General features: G+C 73.3%; 17 protein-coding genes, 1 rRNA gene and 1 pseudogene. 6 read left to right on the top strand and 13 right to left on the bottom strand.

The genetic code is table 11. From position 1 onward, the window contains the following. Nucleotides 1–385: 385 nt before the first annotated feature. From ACIBEA_RS32045 to ACIBEA_RS32035, 3 genes are all read left to right on the top strand, one after another. Nucleotides 386–2,191, top strand: coding sequence for a glycoside hydrolase family 15 protein (locus ACIBEA_RS32045; protein ID WP_399266697.1), 1,806 nt, complete (start codon nucleotides 386–388; stop codon nucleotides 2,189–2,191). A gap of 306 nt (nucleotides 2,192–2,497) precedes the next feature. Further along, nucleotides 2,498–3,880 (top strand): FAD-binding oxidoreductase, encoded by a 1,383-nt coding sequence (locus tag ACIBEA_RS32040; RefSeq protein ID WP_399266696.1) that lies wholly within the window; start codon nucleotides 2,498–2,500, stop codon nucleotides 3,878–3,880. 71 nt (nucleotides 3,881–3,951) lie between these two features. Further along, the gene (locus ACIBEA_RS32035; RefSeq protein ID WP_399266695.1) at nucleotides 3,952–5,568 is read left to right on the top strand and encodes a PucR family transcriptional regulator; all 1,617 of its coding nucleotides are present in this window, start codon (nucleotides 3,952–3,954) and stop codon (nucleotides 5,566–5,568) included. 474 nt (nucleotides 5,569–6,042) lie between these two features. Here the strand turns inward: ACIBEA_RS32035 and ACIBEA_RS32030 are convergent, their stop codons facing one another. The 7 genes from ACIBEA_RS32030 to ACIBEA_RS32000 form a co-directional block, all read right to left on the bottom strand. Continuing rightward, on the bottom strand, nucleotides 6,043–6,345 hold the full coding sequence (locus ACIBEA_RS32030; RefSeq protein WP_399266694.1) for a putative quinol monooxygenase: 303 nt from the start codon (nucleotides 6,343–6,345) through the stop codon (nucleotides 6,043–6,045). Nucleotides 6,346–6,393: 48 nt separating this feature from the next. Next, nucleotides 6,394–7,497, bottom strand: coding sequence for a glycosyltransferase family 4 protein (locus tag ACIBEA_RS32025; RefSeq protein WP_399266693.1), 1,104 nt, complete (start codon nucleotides 7,495–7,497; stop codon nucleotides 6,394–6,396). A 566-nt stretch (nucleotides 7,498–8,063) separates the two neighbouring features. Then, nucleotides 8,064–8,795, bottom strand: a complete 732-nt coding sequence (locus tag ACIBEA_RS32020; protein ID WP_399266692.1) for a hypothetical protein — start codon at nucleotides 8,793–8,795, stop codon at nucleotides 8,064–8,066. Between the two features lie 148 nt (nucleotides 8,796–8,943). Beyond that, nucleotides 8,944–10,677: a DNA repair protein RecN gene (gene recN / locus ACIBEA_RS32015; RefSeq protein ID WP_399266807.1), complete on the bottom strand. Its 1,734-nt coding sequence runs from the start codon at nucleotides 10,675–10,677 to the stop codon at nucleotides 8,944–8,946. A gap of 92 nt (nucleotides 10,678–10,769) precedes the next feature. Continuing rightward, entirely contained in the window at nucleotides 10,770–11,690 is a 921-nt protein-coding gene (locus ACIBEA_RS32010) for an NAD kinase (protein ID WP_399266691.1), read from the bottom strand. Further along, a complete protein-coding gene (locus ACIBEA_RS32005; protein WP_399266690.1) occupies nucleotides 11,687–12,502 on the bottom strand; it encodes a TlyA family RNA methyltransferase in 816 nt (271 codons plus the stop codon). Before ACIBEA_RS32005 ends, ACIBEA_RS32010 begins: the two co-directional genes overlap by 4 nt. A 7-nt stretch (nucleotides 12,503–12,509) precedes the next feature. Then, on the bottom strand, nucleotides 12,510–12,767 hold the full coding sequence (locus ACIBEA_RS32000; RefSeq protein WP_399266689.1) for a hypothetical protein: 258 nt from the start codon (nucleotides 12,765–12,767) through the stop codon (nucleotides 12,510–12,512). A gap of 64 nt (nucleotides 12,768–12,831) precedes the next feature. Between ACIBEA_RS32000 and ACIBEA_RS31995 the strand changes: the two genes are divergently transcribed. After that, nucleotides 12,832–13,185 (top strand): SCP2 sterol-binding domain-containing protein, encoded by a 354-nt coding sequence (locus tag ACIBEA_RS31995; protein WP_354384088.1) that lies wholly within the window; start codon nucleotides 12,832–12,834, stop codon nucleotides 13,183–13,185. Here ACIBEA_RS31995 and ACIBEA_RS31990 read toward each other — a convergent pair. The 4 genes from ACIBEA_RS31990 to ACIBEA_RS31975 form a co-directional block, all read right to left on the bottom strand. Next, a complete protein-coding gene (locus tag ACIBEA_RS31990) occupies nucleotides 13,182–14,003 on the bottom strand; it encodes an ABC transporter ATP-binding protein (protein ID WP_399266688.1) in 822 nt (273 codons plus the stop codon). The two genes, ACIBEA_RS31995 and ACIBEA_RS31990, sit on opposite strands and share 4 nt — an antisense overlap. A gap of 68 nt (nucleotides 14,004–14,071) precedes the next feature. Continuing rightward, nucleotides 14,072–15,133, bottom strand: coding sequence for a FecCD family ABC transporter permease (locus ACIBEA_RS31985; protein ID WP_399266806.1), 1,062 nt, complete (start codon nucleotides 15,131–15,133; stop codon nucleotides 14,072–14,074). A gap of 65 nt (nucleotides 15,134–15,198) precedes the next feature. After that, complete coding sequence (locus ACIBEA_RS31980) at nucleotides 15,199–16,245, bottom strand: FecCD family ABC transporter permease (RefSeq protein WP_399266687.1); 1,047 nt, start codon at nucleotides 16,243–16,245, stop codon at nucleotides 15,199–15,201. 135 nt (nucleotides 16,246–16,380) lie between these two features. Next, on the bottom strand, nucleotides 16,381–17,445 hold the full coding sequence (locus ACIBEA_RS31975) for an HAD hydrolase-like protein (protein ID WP_399266805.1): 1,065 nt from the start codon (nucleotides 17,443–17,445) through the stop codon (nucleotides 16,381–16,383). 84 nt (nucleotides 17,446–17,529) lie between these two features. On the opposite strand from ACIBEA_RS31975, the gene ACIBEA_RS31970 reads away from it, so the two are divergent. Next, the gene (locus tag ACIBEA_RS31970; RefSeq protein WP_399266686.1) at nucleotides 17,530–18,837 is read left to right on the top strand and encodes a DUF1015 family protein; all 1,308 of its coding nucleotides are present in this window, start codon (nucleotides 17,530–17,532) and stop codon (nucleotides 18,835–18,837) included. Between the two features lie 232 nt (nucleotides 18,838–19,069). On the opposite strand, the pseudogene ACIBEA_RS31965 reads toward ACIBEA_RS31970, so the two are convergent. Further along, nucleotides 19,070–19,828: pseudogene (locus ACIBEA_RS31965) on the bottom strand (tetratricopeptide repeat protein); the annotation flags it as partial. Nucleotides 19,829–19,858: 30 nt separating this feature from the next. On the opposite strand from ACIBEA_RS31965, the gene ACIBEA_RS31960 reads away from it, so the two are divergent. After that, nucleotides 19,859–20,860 carry a hypothetical protein gene (locus ACIBEA_RS31960; RefSeq protein WP_399266816.1) on the top strand — a complete coding sequence of 334 codons (1,002 nt, stop codon included), beginning with the start codon at nucleotides 19,859–19,861 and terminating at the stop codon, nucleotides 20,858–20,860. 6 nt (nucleotides 20,861–20,866) lie between these two features. On the opposite strand, the gene rrf is transcribed toward ACIBEA_RS31960, so the two are convergent. Next, nucleotides 20,867–20,958, bottom strand: a 5S ribosomal RNA gene (rrf, locus tag ACIBEA_RS31955); the annotation flags it as partial.

Raw genomic sequence — 20,958 nt, 5'->3', positions numbered from 1 at the left:
CGTGGTCGCGAGGTGAGTGAGTCCGACGCCTTCCCCGGTCCCGTGAGGGAGTGTCCAGGGGCGTCGGAGCTGCGGTTTCGGGGTTCCTGATTTGCACAGGCAGACCACCGGTCCACGGGGTACCAGCCTATCAGCGACCCGGACAGTCCGCCTCCGGCCACGCGCGCGCCGCACACCGGGCGGGTCCGCACCACGATCCCCGCCGGCCACCCCCGTGCCCGTTGGCAACGCCAACACCCGTCACCCGTTTGGCTCAGGCATATTCTTCCAAGACTTAAGGAGATCACTAGGGTGCCGTCATATCCTGCTCGGATATCACTCAGCGGGAATCGCACAACGCAAGCGCCCTTCGGGGCGGACGTGGCCGTTCGACTGGAGATCCAACGTGTCCGGGCGCATCGAGGATTACGCACTGATCGGGGACATGCAGACCGCAGCACTGGTCTGCCGGGACGGCTCGGTGGACTGGTTGTGTCTGCCACGTTTCGATTCCCATGCCGTCTTCGCGGCTCTCCTGGGGACCGAGGACCACGGTTTCTGGCGCATCGGCCCGGCCTTCGCCCCGGGCACCGCGGCGCCGCGGGCCGACCGCCGCCGCTACGCCGGCGACTCCCTGGTGCTGGAGTCCGAGTGGGACACCCCGCGCGGCACCGTGCGTGTGACCGACTTCATGCCGCCGCGCGAGGACCACGCCCCGCAGCTGGTCCGGATCGTCGAGGGCGTCAGCGGCCGGGTGCCGATGCGCTCCGCGCTGCGGATGCGCTTCAGTTACGGCCGCGTGGTCCCGTGGGTGCACAAGGTGGACTCCCGTACGGTCGCCGTCGCGGGCCCGGACTCGGTCTGGCTGGACACGGACGCGGAGACCTACGGCAAGGACCTCACGACGTACGCCGACTTCACGGTGGCGCCCGGCGAGCGGGTCGCCTTCTGCATCAGCTGGCAGCCCTCGCACAAGGAGCCGCCGGAGGCGCCCGACGCCGAGGCGGCGCTGGAGGCCACCACCGGGTTCTGGCGCGAGTGGGTCGAGCAGTGCACGTACCACGGCCCCTACCGGGAGGCCGTGGTCCGCTCCCTGATCACCCTCAAGGCCCTGACGTACGGCCCCACCGGCGGCATCGTGGCCGCGCCGACCACCTCCCTGCCGGAGGAGATCGGCGGCGTCCGGAACTGGGACTACCGCTACACCTGGCTGCGCGACGCCGCGATCACCCTCTCCTCGCTGCTGCGCACCGGCTACCGCGCGGAAGCCGCCGCCTGGCGCGAGTGGCTGCTGCGGGCGGTGGCGGGCGACCCGGAGAACCTGCAGATCATGTACGGGATCGCGGGCGAACGGGAGCTGGGCGAGACCGAGCTGGACTGGCTGCCCGGATACGAGAACTCCAGGCCCGTGCGCGTGGGCAACGGCGCGGCGCACCAGCTCCAGCTCGACGTGTACGGCGAGGTCACCGAGGCCCTGCACCTGGGCCACATGACGGGCCTGGCCCGCAACGACTACGCGTCACTGCTCCAGCTCAAGCTGATCCGCTACCTGGAGACCCACTGGAACGAGCCGGACGAGGGCATCTGGGAGGTGCGCGGCCCGCGCCGCCACTTCGTGCACTCGAAGGTGATGGCGTGGGTGGCCGTGGACCGCACGATCAAGCTGATCGAGAGCGGGGACGCGGACGGCCCGCTGGAGCGCTGGCGCGAGCTGCGCGACGAGATCCACCAGGACGTGTGCGAGAAGGGCTACGACAAGGAGCGCAACACCTTCACCCAGTCGTACGGGTCGAAGGAGCTGGACGCCTCCCTCCTCCTCATCCCGCAGATGGGCTTCCTGCCGCCGGACGACAAGCGGGTCATCGGCACCATCGAGGCGATCCAGCGCGAGCTGTCCACCCCGGACGGCTTCATCCTGCGCTACCCGACGGCCGGCGACGAGGCGGGCGTGGACGGCCTGGAGGGTGACGAGGGCGCGTTCCTGGCGTGCTCGTTCTGGATGGCCGACGACCTCGCGATGATCGGCCGCGTGGACGAGGCGCGCCGCCTCTTCGAGCGACTTCTGGCGCTGCGCAACGACCTCGGGCTACTGGCGGAGGAGTGGGACCCGCGCCTCCAGCGCCAGGTGGGCAACTTCCCCCAGGCCTTCAGCCACGTCCCCCTGATCGACACCGCCCTCCGCCTCACAGCGAGCGGCGCCTACGGCGGCTGACCCACCGAACGCGACGAACCGGGCCCGCCAAGTCCAGCCCCACCGGCGGGACCGGGCCCGCCATTCCAGCCCCCGCCGGACGAACCGGGCCCGCCCAACAAGCCCTCGCCGGACGAACCGGGCCCGCCCAAACAAGCCCCGCCGGCGATTGAGGCGCCGCCGGAGGCTGGACAGCCCCGGCGGCAGCCGACCGGCCCCCGCCACACCGAACCCCACCCGCCCGCCCCGGCAGGACCCGGCAGGCGGACCCCCGGCCCGCGCCCTACCCTGGAGAGGTCCAGTGCCCCTCCGCGGAAGGGGGCTGCCATGGCGCCCCTCTCGAAGGCGGGCGCGGCCCTCACCGCGCTCCGCGAGGACCTGTCCGGCGACGTGTTCGCCCCGGACGATCCGGGATACGACGACGCCCGCACCGTGTACAACGGCATGGTCGACCGCCGCCCCGCCGCCATCGCCCAGTGCGAGAGCGAAGCCGACGTCGTCACCGCGATCCGCTTCGCCCGCGAGCTGGACCTGCCCGTCGCGGTCCGCGGCGGCGGCCACAGCGTCGCCGGCAACGCCCTGGGGGACGGCGCCCTCGTCGTCGACCTGCGCCGGATGAACGAGGTGACGGTCCACCCCGCCGCCCGCGCGATCCGGGTCGGCGGCGGCGCCCTCATGGCCGACCTCGACCGGGCCTGCGCCCCGCACGCCCTCGCCACCACCGGAGGCCGCGTCTCCACCACCGGCGTCGGCGGGCTCGTGCTCGGCGGCGGTTCCGGATGGCTGGACCGTGCCTTCGGCCTCGCCGCGGACAACCTCCTCGGCGTGGACCTGGTCACCGCGGACGGCGAGACCCTGACCGCGACCGCCGAGGACAACACCGAACTCTTCTGGGCCCTGCACGGCGGCGGCGGCAACTTCGGCGTCGCGACCTCCCTGACCCTGCGCGCCCACCCGCTGCCCGCCTTCGCGGTCGCGCTGGTGCTCTACGAGCCGGAGTCCGGGCCCGAGGTGACCCGCCTCTACCGCGACCTGCTGGAGGCGGCCCCGCCCCGGGCCGGCGGCGGCGTGATCTTCATGACCGGTCCGCCCGCCCCCTTCGTACCCCCCGAGCGGGTCGGCACCCTGCTGTGCGGCGCGCTGGTGACGTACGCCGGCACCGAGGAGGAGATGCGCGGGGTGGCGCAGCCGCTGCTGGCCCTCCCGCACGTGGCGGAGCTGGTCACGGCCATCCCGTACGCCGACTTCCAGTGCATGCTCGACGACCCGCCGGGCCTGCGCAACTACTGGTCGGCGGAGTACCTGACGGGGGCGCCGGACGCGCTGCTCGACGTCTTCTGCGCCCGCGCCTCCTCGATGCCGGTCCCCACCGCCACCCAGCACGTGCTCTTCCCGCTGGGCGGTGCGATCGCCGACGGCCCGAAGGACTACCCGGTGCCGTACCGGGATTCCCCCTGGGCCGTGCACCCCTTCGCGGCCTGGGAGGACCCGGCCGACGACGAGCGCTGCCGCCAGTGGGTCAAGGACGTACGGGCGGACGCCGAGCCGTGGAGCACGGGCGCCGTGTACCTCAACTTCACCGGTGACGAGGGGCCCGAGCGGGTCGCGGCCGGGCTCGGTGCGCAGAACCTGCGCCGGCTGGCCGGGGTGAAGGCCCAGTACGACCCCGACAACGTCTTCCGCTTCAACCACAACATCCGACCGGCCTGATCAACGGCCTGATCACCGGCCCGATCACCGGCCGGATCAGGACGCACGGGCCCCTGATAGCGTCCCGAGATATGGACAACCAGGGCGGGATCACCGTTCAGCGGGCACTGGAGCTGCCGGGACTGCGCAGCGGGCTGCCGGAGGTCATGGCGGGCGCGGACCGGCTGGGCCGCACCGTGCGGTGGGTGCACGCGGGCGAGGTCCCCAACATCGCCTCCCTGCTCAAGGGCGGCGAACTGCTCCTGACCACGGGGCTCGGGCTGGGCACCCGGCCGAGCGAGCAGCGGGCGTTCGTGCGCCGGCTCGCCGACCGGGGGATCGCCGCGCTCGTCGTCGAGCTGGGCCCGCGCTTCACCAAGCTGCCCGCCACGATCGTGGAGACGGCGCGCGCCGCCGGGCTGCCGCTGGTCCAACTGCACCGCGAGGTGCCCTTCGTCACGGTGACGGAGGAGATCCACACCGAGATCGTCAACGGCCACTACGCCCTGCTCCAGCGCGCCGAGGAGGTCCACCGGCGCTGTACGGAGGCGCTGCTGGGCGGCGGCGGCATCCCCCAGGTGCTGCGCATCCTCGCGGACTTCACCGCCAACCCGGTGTTCCTGGAGACCCCCGACGGGCAGCTGCTGTTCGCGGCCGCCAGCGCGGCGGGCGAGGCCGCGGCCGACCCGCTCCAGGTCTGGGAGGGCCTGCGCGGCCAGCGCGAGGCCGAGCCGTCGGCGCACGCCGTGGTGGTCGACGTACCGGGCGGCGGGCACGGCACCGGTTCGGTCCGGGCGCGGCTGGTCCTGCTCGGGGTCTCGGCCCCGCTGCTGCCGGTGCACCGGATGGCGGCGGAGCGGACCGCGGGGGTGCTGGCGGTGGTGCTGATGCAGGCCCGCCAGGAGGACGAGCTGGCGGCGCGCGGGCGCGGGGACTTCCTGACCGACCTCGCGGAGGGCCGGATCAGCGCCGACGACGCCCCGGCGCAGGCGCGCGTCCTGGGCTTCAAGCCGGGCGCCGGGCCGCTGCTGCCGATCGTGATGCGGCTCGCCTCCGACCTCGGCCCGTCGGGGAACTGGGCGGTGCTCGCGCGCGCCGTGCTGGAGGAGCTCGCGGCGGTCGGCGTGCCGGTGCTGCTGGGCGTCCGGCCGGTGGAGGGGCGGGTGCCGCTGCTGGTGTCCCTGCGGGCCGAATCGGAGCGCACGACGGTCGCCGACCGGGTCGCGGCGGCGCTGCGGGCCGGGGTGGAGCGGGCCGGCCTGGACCGGGCGGGCGCTCCGCCCGCGGTGGTCGTCGGGGTGGCGGGCGGCTGGGCGGCGGCCTCCGCGGGCCTGCGGCACGCGGCCGAGACCGCGACGGCCGCGCAGGGCCTGCCCGCCCGGCCCTGGTACGACGCCCGCCGCCTGGACATCGACCTGCTGCTGTGGCGGCTGCGCGAACAGCCGGACCTGGCCGCCTTCGTGGAGCGGGCGATCGGTGCGCTGCGCACCCACGACCTGACCTCGAAGCCGCCGCTGCTGCCCACGCTGGAGACGTACCTGGCCCACGCGGGCCGCAAGGCGGAGACGGCGCGGGAGCTGCACCTGAACCGCCAGACCCTCTACAACCGGCTGGCCCGCATCGCGGAACTGCTGGGCACGGACCTGGACGACCCCGAAACGGTCCTGTCCCTGAGCCTGGCCCTACGAGCCCGCCGGCACGTGTCATAACCCCGCGGGCGTCCGAGGCCCAGCCCCACCCAGCCCCGCCGGCGATCAAGGCACGGGGTTCGAGGCGGAGCCCTGAGCCCACCCCACCCAAGCCCCGCCGGCGATCAAGGCGCGGGGTTCGAGGCGGAGCCCTGAGCCCACCCCACCCAAGCCCCGCCGGCGATCGAGGCACGGGGTTCGGGGCGGAGCCCTGAGCCCGCCCCACCCAAGCCCCGCCGGCGATCGAGGCACGGGGTTCGGGGCGGAGCCCTGAGCCCGCCCCACCCAAGCCCCGCCGGCGATTGAGGCGCGGGGTTCGGGGCGGAGCCCTGAGCCCGCCCGGCGGGCACGTCTCGCCTCCGGCGGCGCCTCAAACGCCGGCGAGGCTGAAATCGGCAGGCCCGGTCCGTCCGGATCCGGCAGATCCGCCGCCGAACCCAGCCCCGCCGGCGATTGAGGCGCGGGGTTCGGGGCGGAGCCCCCGGCGACGGTTCGCTAGGCCAGCGGCTGCGGGTCCAGCTCGACGACCACCGCGGGGCCCGCGCGGAAGGTCGGGCTGGCGGCGTCTGCCTCGATCATGTGCGGGGTGGCGTCGTGCGCGGCCAGGGCCGCCTTCGAGGCCCAGCGCTCGATCAGGACGAAGCGGTCGGGGTCGCCGCTCACCTGGTGCAGGTCGTAGCGGAGGCACCCCGCTTCGGCGCGCACGAGCGGCGCGAGCCGCTCGAAGGCGGCGACCTGCTCCCCGCCGCGGCCCGCCCGGGTGGTGATCTGGATGAGGAGTTGCACCGGCTGTGACATGCGGCGAAGCCTAACCAGAGGGTCCTGCGGGGCCGTTGGCGGGGCCGGTCAGCGTCCCCAGCGCTCCATCAGCTCGTCGTAGACGGACAGCACCTGGGCCACCGTGTCGTCCTCCGACGGCCACGTCGCGGCCTGGGCCCGCCCGGCCTCCGCCAGCACGGCCCGCCGGGTCGGGGACGAGAGGAGGCCGCTCACGCCGGTGGCCAGGGCCTCCGCGTCCCCGTACGGGACCAGCACCGCCGCCTCGCCGACCAGTTCCGGCACGCCACCCACCTCGGTCGCCACCAGCGCCACCCCGGCCCGCAGGGCCTCCTGGGCCAGCAGCGAGCGCGCTTCCCAGCGGCTCGGCAGGACCGCCACGTCGGCCGCGGCCAGCAGCTCGGCCGCGTCCGGGCGCCGCCCGAGCAGCCGTACGGGCAGGTCCTCGTCCACGATCCGGCGCGTCAACTCGGGCCGCAGCGGCCCCTCCCCCGCGATCACCAACAGCGGTACGGGGTCCAGCGTCCGCCACGCCCGCGCCGCGTCCAGCAGCACCCCGTACCCGCGGTGCGCCACCAGGCTGCCGACCGCGATCAGCAACGGTCGTTCCACCACGCCCAGTTCCGCCCGGACCTTGTCGAGGTCGCACCGGGCCCGCGCCCCGGGAACCGTCACCGGGGCTAGTCGCGCGTCGCGTGCCCCGCGCAGCCGGGCCAGGTCCACCTGGTCCGACGAGGTCCCCAGGACCACCGCGGCCGCCCGCGCCACCCGGCGTTCCATCAGCCGGGCGAGCCGCCCGAGCGCGCCCTTGGCCCCGGGTCCACCGCCGTGCCAGGTCACCACCAGGGGCACCCGGCGCCCGCGCAGGGCCAGCGCCGCCCGCATGCCGGCCTGCACCCCGTGCGCGTGGACCACGTCGGCGCCGGCGCACGCGGCCCGCAGCGCGCTCACCGCGTCGGGGGCGAACTGCGCCCCGGCGCCGGTGAAGTCGTACTCCCCCTCCGCTTCGGCGGGCGCGCACACCGTCACCCGCAGCCCATGGGCGGCGAGCCCGGTGGCGAGCGAGCGCACGTGGGCGCTGCTGCCCGCGCCGGCGCCGCCGAGGACTTGGACGGTGCGCAGGGGAGGTCGCCCGTACGGCTGGACCGGGACTGGTACCGCGGAGCTGCTCACGGGCCGGGCTCCTGGAGGAGGGAGTCAGGGACGTCGCCCAGGATGCCAGCCCGCACGCGCGTTCCGGGACCATACGGGTGCGGATCCCGTGCGAGAGCCCGTCACATGGCCCCGGCTATCACCCACATAGGTGATGACGGGGCGCGTCCGGTGCCGCGGCGGCGGGCCGGAACGTGACGGAGCCCGGGAGCATGTCCAGCTCCCGGGCTCCAGCTTGCCACCCATTTGCGCACACCGGCGGCGTTTAAGAACCGCGGGTCATGTTGAGATCGACGTGTTCTGCCTTTGAACTACAGCGCCACGAGAGAGGCGCCGGGGGGACTTGAACCCCCATCCGTCGATGTTCGCCCGCGCTCGGTCGATCCGGTGTTCGGCGGCGAATACTGAGACTGGAGCGAGAATCTGAGATTGACGGGGCCGCCTCTGCCGGGCTTGGGCCACCCCCGCACGTGGTGCGGGGGGAGGGATTCGAACCCCCAACTGACACCCCTTCTTCAGCTTCAACATCAGTTTCAGCTTGCGCTCATCGCGCACCCCCCGCTCGCGACGGGGGGCGTATGTGGGGGCTACCTGAAGAGGTAGCCGAATACCGCGTCGCCGATCCGCTGGTCGGTGACCTCGGTGTTGTTCGCCTCCTCGCGGGCGAACTTGACGGCCTGCTGGAGCTTCTCGACGCGGTCGAGGAGCTCGTTGACCCGTCGGGCGGGCAGCGCGCCGGAGAACTTCACCGTGGTCCAGTAACCGACCGGTACGTCCTCGTAGTACACCTCGACCTGCGCCGGGTGCTTCTCCGTGGCCTCGGCCTTCACGTGGTTGCGCGGAACCTTCTTCGTGCGGATGGTCCGCACCGGGTCCGTCTTCCACGAGTCCGTCGAGGGGTCCAGGTTCCACGACTCGGAGGCGTCGAGCACCGGCAGCTTGCGCACGAAGGTGTGCAGGTCGGTGAGTTGCTTCTCCAGGAACAGCAGGTAGGGGACGGGCACCTGGGGCAGCAGCACCGCGGCGTCGACCACCACGTCCGCGACGGCGGACCGGTTCGCCCAGTCCTTCGTCGCGGTCACGTCGAAGAGCCGCGTCAGCGTCCCCGCGGTCGCCCGCAGGGCGTCCTCGGCCTTGATCTGCACCCGCGTGGACTCGGGCGGCAGCTGCTCGCCCTCCTCGTCCTTGGGCTGGTAGGTCCGGGAGATGCCGGCGAGCAGGGCGGGCTTCTGCACGTCCTGGTGAGCCTGGGTGAGCTCCTGGAGGGCCTTGGACTTGACGCCCTTTTCGACTGCGATGATCTGATTCAGCTTCGGCACACGGCGAACCTAACAACCTTGCGCCGCAAGCACATCCGATTAAACGCCCGCCCGGGAGAAGGCCCCCGGAGAAGGCCCCCGGAGGCGGGCACCGCGCCGGACGCGGCGCCGCGGTGGACCCTTCCCCACAGCGACGGGCCGTAGCCGCCTACCCGTCGGCGCGCGCGGTCTCCAGCAGTTCCTCCGCGTGCGCCCGGGCGGTCTCCGAGTCCTCCTGGCCGGCCAGCATCCGCGACAGCTCGCGGATCCGTTCCTCGCCCTCCAGGACGGTGACGCCGCTGCGGGTGACGGACCCGTCGACGGTCTTCTCCACCAGCAGCTGCCGGTCCGCGAAGGCCGCCACCTGCGGGAGGTGCGTGACGACGACGACCTGCGCGGTCTTCGCCAGCTTCGCGAGGCGCCGGCCGACCTCGACCGCCGCCTTGCCGCCGACGCCCGCGTCGACCTCGTCGAAGAGGTACGTCGGCACCGGGTCCGAGCCCGCGAAGACCACCTCGACCGCCAGCATCACCCGGGAGAGCTCACCGCCGGAGGCGCCCTTGGCGATAGGCCGCGGCTGCGCGCCCGGGTGCGGGGCCAGCAGCAGCTCCACCTCGTCGGCGCCCGAGGGCCCGTAGGTCACCACGCGACCGCCGACCTCGACGCCCTCGCCCGAGGCGTCCTCGGTCTGCCGGATGTCGATGCTCACGCGGGCGTGCGGCATGGCCAGCGAGGCCAGTTCGGCCGTGACGGCGGAGCCGAAGCGCGTGGCCGCCTCCGTCCTCGCGTCTGTCAACGCCTGGGCCAGGCCGGACAGTTCGGAGCGCAGCGCATCGCGCTCGGCGGTCAGCTCCTCGATCCGGTCGTCGTCCCCGTCGAGTTCCAGCAGGCGTACGGAGCCCCGCTCGGCCCACTCCAGGACGGCGTCCACGGCGGCTCCGGCGTGCCCGTACTTGCGGGTCAGCTGGGTCAGCGCGGCGCGCCGCTCCTCGACCACCGCCAGCCGCAGCGGATCCGCGTCGAGCCCGTCGGCGTAACCGGCCAGCTCGCCCGCCACGTCGGCGAGCAGGATCCCCAGTTCCCCGATCCGTTCGGCGAGCACGCCGAGCGCCGGGTCGTGGGCGCGCACGGACTCCAGTGCGCGGTGCGCGCCCGCGACCATGGTGTTGGCGTCGACGCCCTCGGGGTCCTCCGGATTGCCGGCGAGCGCGGCGTGCGCGACGGCCGCCGCGGAGGCCAGGGATTCGGCGTGGCCGAGCCGCTCGGCCTCGGCCGCCAGCTCGACGTCCTCGCCGGGCAGCGGCTCCACGGCCGCGATCTCCTCCAGGCCGAAGCGCAGCAGGTCCGCCTCCTGGGCCCGTTCCCGGGCCCGGGTGGTGATCGCGTCCAGTTCGCCGGCCACCGCCCGCAGCCGCCGGTGGGCGGCCGCGTACTTCTCCAGCGGTACCGCGACCGCGTCACCGGCGTACCGGTCGAGGGCCTGGCGCTGGCGCGCGGGGCGCATCAGACCCTGCTGGTCGGTCTGCCCGTGGACGGCGACCAGGTCGTCCGCCAGTTCGGCGAGCAGGCCGACGGGCACCGAGCGGCCGCCCACATGGGCGCGGGAACGTCCCTCCGCGGACACCGTGCGGCTGATCAGCAGGGCGCCGTCGTCCAGCTCGGCCCCGGCCTCCTCGGCCCGCAGCGCGGCGGGCGCGCCCGGGCGCAGCACGATCCGGCCCTCGACGATCGCGGCCTTGGCCCCGATCCGTACGAGTGCCGGGTCGGCCCGTCCGCCGAGCAACAGCCCGAGGCTCGTGACGACCATCGTCTTGCCCGCACCGGTCTCGCCCGTCACCGCGGTGAAACCGGGCGACAGCTCGACCACCGCGTCGTCGATGACTCCGAGCGACCGTATCCGCATCTCCTCAAGCACGCCCCAGACGATACCGAGGTTTCCCGCGCGCCATGCGCCGTCCCCGCGGCGACCGCCCTCGATCGGGCGAGCGGGGGCGACTAGTGGGGCGCCCCGCGCCAGCCCGACACCGGGAGGGCGAACTTCGCGACGAGGCGGTCCGTGAAGGACGCGTGGTGCAGCCGGGCGAGCCGGACCGGGACGGCGCCCCGGCGGACCTCCACACGGGCCCCGGCGGGCAGCTCCAGCGCGCGGCGGCCGTCGCACCACAGGACGCCGTGCGGGGTACCGGGCTGGACCTCCACCGCGAGCACCGAGTCCGGCGAGGTGACCAGCGGCTTCGCGAAGAGTGCGTGCGCGCTGATCGGGACCATCAGCAGGGCCTCGACCTCCGGCCAGACCACCGGTCCGCCCGCGGAGAAGGCGTAGGCCGTGGAACCGGTCGGGGTGGCGCAGACGATCCCGTCGCAGCCGAAGCCGGTCACCGGCCGCCCGTCGATCTCCAGGACCACTTCGAGCATCCGCTCCGGGGACACCTTCTGGACGGCCGCCTCGTTGAGCGCCCAGTCCCGGTGCACGACGTCGCCGTTGTTGTGGACGGCCACGTCGAGGGTCATCCGCTCCTCGACCTCGTACGCCTTGGTGACCACCCGGTCGACGACCTTGTCCAGGTCGTCCCGCTCGGCCTCGGCGAGGAAGCCCACCCGGCCCAGGTTGACGCCCAGCATCGGCACCCCGGAGCCGCGCGCGAACTCCGCGCCGCGCAGCAGCGTGCCGTCACCGCCGAGCACGATGAGCAGCTCACAGCCGTCGAGGACGCCGGGGGTGGACTCGGTGACGAGTTCCACCTCGGGCGGCAGCGGCAGGTCCGCCGCCTCGTGCCGCAGCACCCGCACGCCCAGTCCGCAGCGCAGCAGGCCCTGGACGACCAGCTCGGCGCTGCGGATGGCCGCGGGCCGCCCGGTGTGCGCGAGCAGGAAGACGGTGCGTGTTGCTGCCCCACCCGTTGCTGAATCTGTCACTGCGGCCCCTCCGCCACTGCACGGTCAACATCCGCCGGGTCGAGTGCCGGTGCTCCCGCCCTCAGCCACAGAAAATACTCGACGTTGCCGGACGGGCCCGGAAGGGGACTCGCGGTGACTCCCAACACACCCAGTCCCAGCTTCCCCGCCTGCCGGGCGACCTCGCGCACGGCCTCCGCCCGCAGTTCGCCGCTGCGGACGACGCCGCCGCTGCCGAGCCGGTCCTTGCCGACCTCGAACTGCGGCTTGACCATGAGCACGAGGTCGGCGTCCGGCGCCGTGCAGCGCACCAGCGCGGGCAGCACCAGGCCGATGGAGATGAAGGAGAGGTCGCTCACGACCAGGTCGGCGGGGATCCCGTCGATCTGCTCCAGCGTCAGCTCGCGGACGTTCGTCCGGTCCTTCACCGTGACCCGGTCGTCGCTCTGCAGCGACCAGGCGAGCTGCCCGTAGCCGACGTCGACGGCGACGACGTGCGCGATGCCGGAGCGCAGCAGTACGTCGGTGAACCCGCCGGTGGAGGCGCCGGCGTCCAGCGCCCGGCGGCCCTCGACGACCAGCCCGTGGGGTCGGAAGGCGTCCAGCGCACCGGCCAGCTTGTGGCCGCCGCGCGAGACGTAGTCGGGGTCGTTGTCGTCCTTGCGGACCACGAGCGCCGCGGCGGTCTCGACCTGGGTGGCGGCCTTGGTCGCGGTCGCCCCGCCCACGGTGACCCGGCCCGCGGCGATCAGCTGCGCGGCGTGCTCGCGCGAGCGGGCCATGTTGCGGCGCACCAGTTCGGCGTCCAGGCGGCGGCGTGCCACTCCTGCCACGTTCGGTTCAGCTCCTGAGGTCGTACGGCGTTGTCGGGGCGGGCGGCGGCGCGTCGAGCGCGGTCAGCTCGTCGCGCAGTGCCCGGTGTACATCCTCGTACACGGCGACGTGCCCGTCCGCCGGGAGGTGGTCGGCGTCCGCCAGCCGTTCGAGTCGCGCGTCCACCGGGTCGTGGCCGGTGGGGGTGCGTACGAGGCCCAGCGGCGCGGGGCCGCCCGGCTCGGGCACGGCCTCGGGCACGGCCTCGGGCGCTTCGTCGGTCATGCTCCGACGCTACCTCGAAGCGGGCCGCGGCCACGCATGGCTCTGCGGTACGGTCGGGATCACCATGGCGACGATCGAAGAGTGCCGCGGAGCACTCGACAAACTCTCCGACAACCTGGCCGGATCCGACGGGGACGTGCGCGGCGCGGTCGCGCTCGACCGCTCCCTGAGCTGCCACATCACCGATCTGGACCAGACGTTCACGGGCCGCCTCGACGGCGGCCGGATCCGGGTGGACGCGGCCTCGCCGCACCCCGGACCGCCCCGCGCCAAAGCGGAGATCCGCCTCTCGATGAGCGGCGACGACCTCCTGGCGATGGTCGCGGGCGAGCTGAGGTTCGCGAAGGCCTGGGCCTCCGGCCGGGTCGGGCTGGAGGCCGGCTTCCGCGACCTGCTGCGGCTGCGCAGCCTGCTCTAGGCCGTCGCGGCCGCTGCCGCGGGGGTCTTCGTACGGGCCCTGCGCGCGGCCGGGATCACCAGCGGCGTCCCCGTCTCCGGGTCGTCGATGATCTGGCAGCGCAGCCCGAAGACCCGCTCCACCAGCTCGGCGGTGACCACCTCGGCGGGCGGCCCCTCGGCGACGACCTCGCCGTCGCGCATCGCGATCAGGTGCGTGGCGTAACGGGCGGCGTGGTTGAGGTCGTGCAGCACGGCGACCAGCGTCCGCCCCCGCTCCTCGTGGAGCTCCGCGCACAGGTCGAGCACGTCGATCTGGTGCTGGATGTCCAGGTACGTCGTCGGCTCGTCCAGCAGCAGCAGCGGGGTCTGCTGGGCCAGCGCCATCGCGATCCACACCCGCTGGCGCTGCCCGCCGGAGAGTTCGTCCACGGCCCGGTCGGCGAGTTCGGCGACCCCGGTCGAGGCCATCGACTCCTCGACGATCCGCTCGTCCTGCGGCGACCACTGGCGCAGCAGACCCTGGTGCGGGTAGCGGCCCCGCGAGACCAGGTCGGCGACCGTGATGCCGTCCGGGGCGATCGAGGACTGCGGGAGCAGGCCGAGCGTCCTGGCCACCTTCTTCGCGGGCATCGAGCCGATCGCGTGCCCGTCCAGCAGCACCTGCCCGGCCGCGGGCTTCAGCATCCGCGACAGGGCGCGCAGCAGGGTGGACTTGCCGCAGGCGTTGGGACCGACGATCACCGTGAAGGAGTTGTCGGGGATCTCCACCGACAGGTTCTCGGCGATGACCCGCTGGTCGTATCCGAGGGTGACGTTCTGCGCGGTCAGCCGCTGCACTTGGGGTACTCCTTGGGTTCCGGCCCGGGTCGCGGGCCGATTCAGGGGCTGGTTCACGGGCCGGCCGCTCATATCCGGCCCGCCTTGCGCTCCGTGACGAGCAGCCACAGCAGGTAGACGCCGCCGACGAGGCCCGTCACCACGCCGACCGGGAGCTGATCGGAGCCGAAGGCGCGCTGCGAGGCCCAGTCGGACAGCAGCAGCAGTACGGCGCCCATGAGCGCGCCGGAGAGCAGGTTCGAGCCGGGCGAACGGGTCAGCCGGCGCGCCAGTTGGGGCGCGGCGAGCGCGACGAAGCTGATCGGGCCGGCGGCGGCGCTCGCCGCCGTGGTCAGGACGATCGCCGCGAGCATCAGCAGGATCCGGGTGCGCTCCACCCGGACGCCCAACGCGTACGCGGCGTCGTCGCCCATCTCCATCATGCGCAGCGCCCGGCCCTGGCCCAGCACCAGCGGGAAGACCACCAGGCAGGTCACGAGCAGCGGCCACACCTGGGCCCAGTCCCGCCCGGCCAGTGATCCGGTCAGCCACACCATCGCCCGGGAGGCCTCGACCAGTTGGGCCTTCGTCAGCAGGTACTGGATGACGGCGACGAGCATCGCGGAGGCACCGATGCCGACGAGGACGAGGCGGTAGCCCTGGATGCCCTGCTTGTAGGCCAGCAGGTAGACGACCGCGCCGGTCAGCACGCCCCCGACGATCGCACCCGTGGCCACCGCGCTCGCGTCGCCCTTGAACAGGATGATCACGACGAGCGCGCCGACCGCGGATCCGTAGCCGAAGCCGAGCAGGTCCGGGGAGCCCAGCGGGTTGCGGGAGACCGACTGGAAGATGCCGCCGGCCATCCCGAGGGCCGCGCCGACGAGGAGGGCGACGATCACCCGCGGCAGCCGCAGGTCGTTGATGACGAAGTCGTGGGCGGGGGTGCCGTTGCCGGCCAGCGTCCTGACGACGTCCAGCGGGGCGATCTCGAAGTCGCCGGTCCCGATGAGCAGTACGGCCAGCACCAGCGCGGCGGCCAGCGACAGCAGGCCGACGGCCACGGCGCGCGGCTCCACCCGCAGGGAAATCCCGCCGGGCGTGCGCACCCCCCGGGACTTCGGCCCCTTCGACCCCTTCGACCCCTTCAGCGCTTTCGCGCCCTTCGCGCCCTTCGCGCCCTTCGCGCCCTTCACTGCGGGACCGGTCTTCGCGTTCACAGCTGGGCCATCCTCTTGCGCCGGACGAGGTAGATGAAGACCGGCCCGCCGATGAGCGCGGTGACGATGCCGACCTGCAGCTCCGCCGGACGGGTGACGACCCGGCCGACGACGTCCGCGCCGAGCAGCAGCGCCGGCGAGAGCACCGCGGAGTAGACGAGCACCCAGCGCATGTCCGGTCCGGTGAAGAAGCGCACCAGGTGCGGGATCATCAGCCCGATGAAGACGATGGGCCCGCAGGCGGCGGTCGCCGCGCCACAGAGCAGGGTGATCGCCACCATCGCGGTGATCCGGGTCAGGGTCAGGTTCGCGCCGAGCGCCCGCGCGGTGTCGTCACCCATCGCCATGGCGTTGAGCGGCCGCCCCAGGCAGAGCGCGAGGGCCGCGCCCACCAGGAGGAACGGCGCCACCTGGCGCACGGTCTCCATGTTGGCCGAGGCCAGCGAGCCGACGGTCCAGAAGCGCAGCTTCTCCAGCGCCTTGCTGTCCATGAGCTGCACGGCGTTGATGTAGCCGACGAGCGCGGCGCTGGCCGCCGTACCGGCGAGGGCGAGCCGGACCGGTGTGGCGCTGCGGCTGCCGCCCAGCACGTAGACGACCACGGAGACGACGGCGGCGCCGAGGAAGGCCCACCAGACGAACTCGCTCAGGCTGGACGCCCCGAAGAAGCTGATGGCGGAGACCACGGCCGCCGCGGCGCCCGCGTTGACGCCGAGGATGCCCGGTTCGGCGAGCGGGTTGCGGGTCAGCGCCTGCATCACCGCGCCGGAGAGACCGAGGCCGAGGCCGACCAGCAGGCCGAGGAGGGTCCGGGGCACCCGGAGGTCCTTGACCACCACGTCCGCGGGCGTGCCCGTGTAGTGGAACAGGCCGTGCCAGACCTGGTCGAGCGGCATCTGCTTGGCGCCCACGGCGATGCTCGCCAGCGCGATCAGCACCAGCGCCGCGAGGGCGGCCAGCAGACCGACGGTGCGCGCCGCGTGGCGCGGGCGGGGGGCGGCCGTCACGGCCGCGCTCTGTTCGGGGGGACTTTCGACCAACACGGAGGTTAGGTTAGCCTACCCTCTACCTCCTCCAAGTCGCCCGAACGGCCCCTTGCGCAGGTCCGTGGTCCCCGACGCGCCGGGCCGGGGCCCGGCGCGTCCACGAGGAGCGGACCCGCGTCCGCGAACGGCGGGCTACAGGCCCAGCCGGGCCAGCACCTTGCCGGCGTCCAGCGTGCAGGAGCCCTCCCCCGCGTGCGTCCAGGCCGCCGCGCACAGCGCCCGCAGCCCGTCCAGCGGATCGAGCGGATCGCCCCCCGCGTCCACCCCGTCGTCGTCCGCCGCGCGCAGCTCCAATACACCGTCCCGTGCGACCGCGGTCCACGCCCCGCAGCGGAAGCCGTCCCCGACCCCGACCACCTCGGGCTGCCCGGTCAGCAGCCCCCGCAGGTCCCGGTCCACGTACGTCGGCCGGTACTTCGGCTCCGCCCGCAGCAGCTGCGCCCCGTCCGTCACCCCGGTCAGCACGAGCAGTGAGTCCACCTCCCCGTGGAAGGCGCCCTCGATGTCGGTGTCCAGCCGGTCCCCGACCACCAGCGGCCGCTCGGCGCCGGTCCGCAGGATCGTTTCGCGGTGCATCGGGGGCAGCGGCTTCCCCGCCACCTGCGGCTCCGCGCCCGTGGCGATCCGTACGACCTCCACCGCGGCGCCGTTGCCCGGCGCGATGCCCCGCGCGCTCGGGATCGTCAGGTCGGTGTTGGAGGCGAACCACGGCACCCCGCGCGCGATCGCGTACGAGGCCTCCGCGAAGCGCCCCCACGGCATGTCCGGCCCCCCGAAGCCCTGGACCACCGCCGCCAGGTCCTCCTCGTCCGCCGATTCCACCGGCACGAGACCGCGCTCGCGGAGCGCGACGCGCAGCCCCTCACCACCGATGACCAGCACCTTCGATCCGGCGGGCACCTGATCCGCGATCAGTCGGGCCACCGCCTGCGCCGAGGTGATCACCTCGGCCGCCGCGGAGGGGATGCCCAGCTCGGTCAGGTGCGCGGCGACCGTGTCGGGGGTCCGCAGGGCGTTGTTGGTGACGTAGGCGAGGTGCATCCCCTCGGACCGGGCCGCCAGCAGCGATTCCACGGCGTGCGCGATCGCCTCGCCCCCCGCGTAGACCACCCCGTCGAGGTCCAGCAGGGCCGTGTCGTACGCCTGGTGCAGACTGCGCTCGCTGCCCGCGGGCCTGGTCCTGCTCTGCCGGGTCATCGTGACCGTCCCTTCGTCCCATCTGGCCAGTTCCGTGCTCGTTCTGATCATCCCGCACCTTGAGACGGGACTTACCATGCACCAATGACCACACTTGGTACCGAGGAACACGGAATGCACGACGGGCTGCGCCTGATGCCATTCCACGGGCTGCGTTACGTCCCGGAGCGCGTTGGCAGCCTCGCCGCCGTCACCTCACCCCCCTACGACGTGGTCGTCCGACCTGACGGACTCCATCACCTCGAGTCAGCGGATCCCCACAACATCGTCCGTCTCATCCTGCCGCAGGCCGACACCCCCTCCGCGCGCAACGAACAGGCCGCCCGGACCCTGCACGACTGGCTCGCCGAGGGCATCCTCAGCGCCGATCCGGAACCGGCTCTGTACGTGTACGAGCAGCGCAGGGGCGACATGCTCCAGCGCGGGGTCATCGGCGCGCTCGCCCTGTCCACGGCCGACGCCGGGATCGTGCTGCCGCACGAGGACGTCATGCCGCACGTGGTCACCGACCGCGCCGGTCTGATGCGTGCCACCTCCGCCAACCTGGAACCGCTGCTGCTGACCTACCGCAGCGACGACGGCGGCGCCGCCGCAGGAGCGGTCGGGACGGTCGGGGCGGCCGACGTGGTCGAGGCCACCGCCGAGCGTCCCCCGCTGCTGTCCACCACCACCGAGGACGGCTTCTGCCATCGGCTGTGGGCCATAACCGACCCCGCCGAACTGGCCGCCGTCACCGCCGACCTCGGGCACCGCCAGGCCCTCATCGCCGACGGCCACCACCGCTGGGCGACGTACCTGCGCCTCCAGGAGGAGCACCACAGCCCCACCCCGTGGGACTTCGGCCTGGTCCTGCTCGTGGACACGGCCCGCTACCCGCTCCAGGTCCGCGCGATCCACCGGATGCTGCGCCGCCTGCCGGTCGCCGACGCGCTGGCCGCGCTGGAGGGCTCGTTCCGCGTCCGCCGGATCGAGGGCACGCTGGACGAAGCGCTGACCGCCCTCGGCGCGGCCTCCGAAGCCGGCAATGCCTTCCTGCTCACCGGCGACGGCGCCTTCCACCTGGTCAGTGACCCCGACCCGGAGCTGATCGACCGCACGGTCCGCCACGACCGCCCCGAGGCCTGGCGCCGGCTCGACGCGACCGTCCTGCACGCGACCCTGCTGGACGCCCTGTGGCAGGTCCCCGACTCCGCCGAACACATCATGTACATCCACGACACCGAGGCGACGGTCGACATGGCCGAGCGCAACGGCGGCACGGCGGTACTGCTCCACCCGGTACGCGAGGACGTGGTCCGGGAGCTGGCGCGCCAGGGCGTCACGATGCCCCGCAAGTCCACCTCCTTCGGCCCGAAGCCGGCGACCGGGCTGGTCCTGCGCAGCCTGAACTGACCCCGGACATGAAGAAGGGCGGTACCCCCGATGGGGTACCGCCCTTCTTCATGCTTCACGCCGTGCGTCAGGCGTTGTCGCGGCCCTTGTCCTCGGCGGCGCGGTCGAGCTCGTCGTCCTCGACGAGGATCTCGTCGGCGACGTCGGCGTCCGCTTCGGCGCGGGCGATCAGCTCGTCCTCGTCGTCCTCGTCGTCGACCTCACGGGCCTCGGCCGACTCGTACGCGTCGTCCTCGTCGTCCTCACGGGCGTCGGACGGCTCGTACTCGTCGTCGTCCTCGTCGTAGTACTCGGCGACGCCCTTGTCGTCCGAGTCCTGGACCCGACGGTCCTCGTCGCTGAGCGCGGCGCGGTCGTCGTCGTCATCGTCGTCGTCCATCGCGTCGACGAACTCGACGCCGTCCAGCTCGGCGAGCCGGTCGGACGCGTCGGTCGAGCCGTCCTTGTCGGACTCGATCGTCTTGGCGAACCACTCGCGCGCCTCGTCCTCGCGGCCGTTGGCCAGCAGGGCGTCGGCGTAGGCGTACCGCAGGCGGGCGGTCCACGGGTGCACGGTGGCGGAGGCCAGCTCGGGGCTCTGCAGGGTCACGATGGCGGCGTCGAGCTGCCCCATGTCCCGCCGGGCACCGGCCGCGACGAGACGCATCTCGACCTGGCCGGCCTTGTCCAGCTTCTGCACCTCGGGCTCGCCGGCCATCGCCAGCGCCCGCTCCGGACGGCCGAGGCCGCGCTCGCAGTCGGCCATGACGGGCCACAGCTCGACCGAACCGGTCATCCGCTTCGCGGCACGGAACTCGGCGAGCGCCTCGCTGTACTTCTGCGTGGCGTACGCCGCGAAGCCGGCGGCCTCACGGACGGCGGCGACGCGCGAGGCCAGCCGCAGCGCGATGCGGGCGTAGGCGTAGGACTGCTCCGGGTCCTCGTCGATCAGCCGGGCCACCATGACCAGGTTGCGCGAGACCTCTTCGGCGAGACCCTTCGGCAGGCTCAGCAGCTCCTGGCGAACGTCCGCGTCGATCTCGTGACCCGTGACGTCGTCGTCGATCGGAAGGCGCTTGATCGGCTCGCGGTCGCGGTAGTCGCTGTCGCGGTCGTCACGACCGCCACGGAACCCACCACGGTCGCCGCCACGGTCACCACGGTCGTCGCGACGGGGGTAGCTCGGACGGTCGCCACCACGGTCATCGCGGCCACGGAAACCGCCGCCCTGCGGACGGTCGCCACCGCGGTCGTCGCGACGCGGGAAGCTCGGGCGGTCACCGCCGCGGTCGTCACGACCGCCACGGAACCCACCACGGTCGTCATCACGACGCGGGAAGCTCGGACGGCTCCCACGGTCGTCGTCGCGACGGGGGTAGCTCGGACGGTCGCCACCACGGTCATCACGACGCGGGAAGCTGGGACGGTCGCCACCACGGTCATCGCGGCCACGGAAACCGCCGCCCTGCGGACGGTCGCCACCACGGTCGTCACGACGGGGGAAGCTCGGGCGGTCGCCACCACGGTCGTCGCGACGGAAGCCGCCACCCTGCGGACGGTCGCCACCACGGTCATCACGACGGGGGAAGCTGGGACGGTCGCCACCACGGTCATCGCGGCCACGGAAACCGCCGCCCTGCGGACGGTCGCCACCGCGATCGTCACGACGGGGGAAGCTCGGGCGGTCGCCGCCACGGTCGTCGCGGCGGAAGCCGCCGCCACCACCCTGTGGACGGTCGCCGCCACGGTCATCACGACGCGGGTAGCTCGGACGGTCGCCACCACGGAAGCCGCCGCCCTGAGGGCGGTCGCCACCACGGTCGTCACGGCCCCCGCGGTAGCCGCCCCTGTCACCGCCGTCGTTACGACGAGGCTCGCGCTCCGGACGATCGTCGGGAGAGTTGGACATGGGTGTGACTCCTGTCTTCGGGGTACCGCTAGTCATTCTCGCGCAACCAACCCATGGCCGCGCTTCGGCGCAAATCGAATAAAAACAAAAAAGACCCTTGGTCCAGCGTTGAACGCTGGACCAAGGGTCCTTTGAAAGATTGTTCGGCGGCGTCCTACTCTCCCACAGGGTCCCCCCTGCAGTACCATCGGCGCTGAAAGGCTTAGCTTCCGGGTTCGAAATGTAACCGGGCG

This window comes from Streptomyces sp. NPDC051555, assembly GCF_044454405.1.
GTDB lineage: Bacteria > Actinomycetota > Actinomycetes > Streptomycetales > Streptomycetaceae > Streptomyces.
The sequence above is the reverse complement of the archived record's forward strand: the minus strand, read 5'-3'. Positions and strand labels throughout refer to the sequence as shown.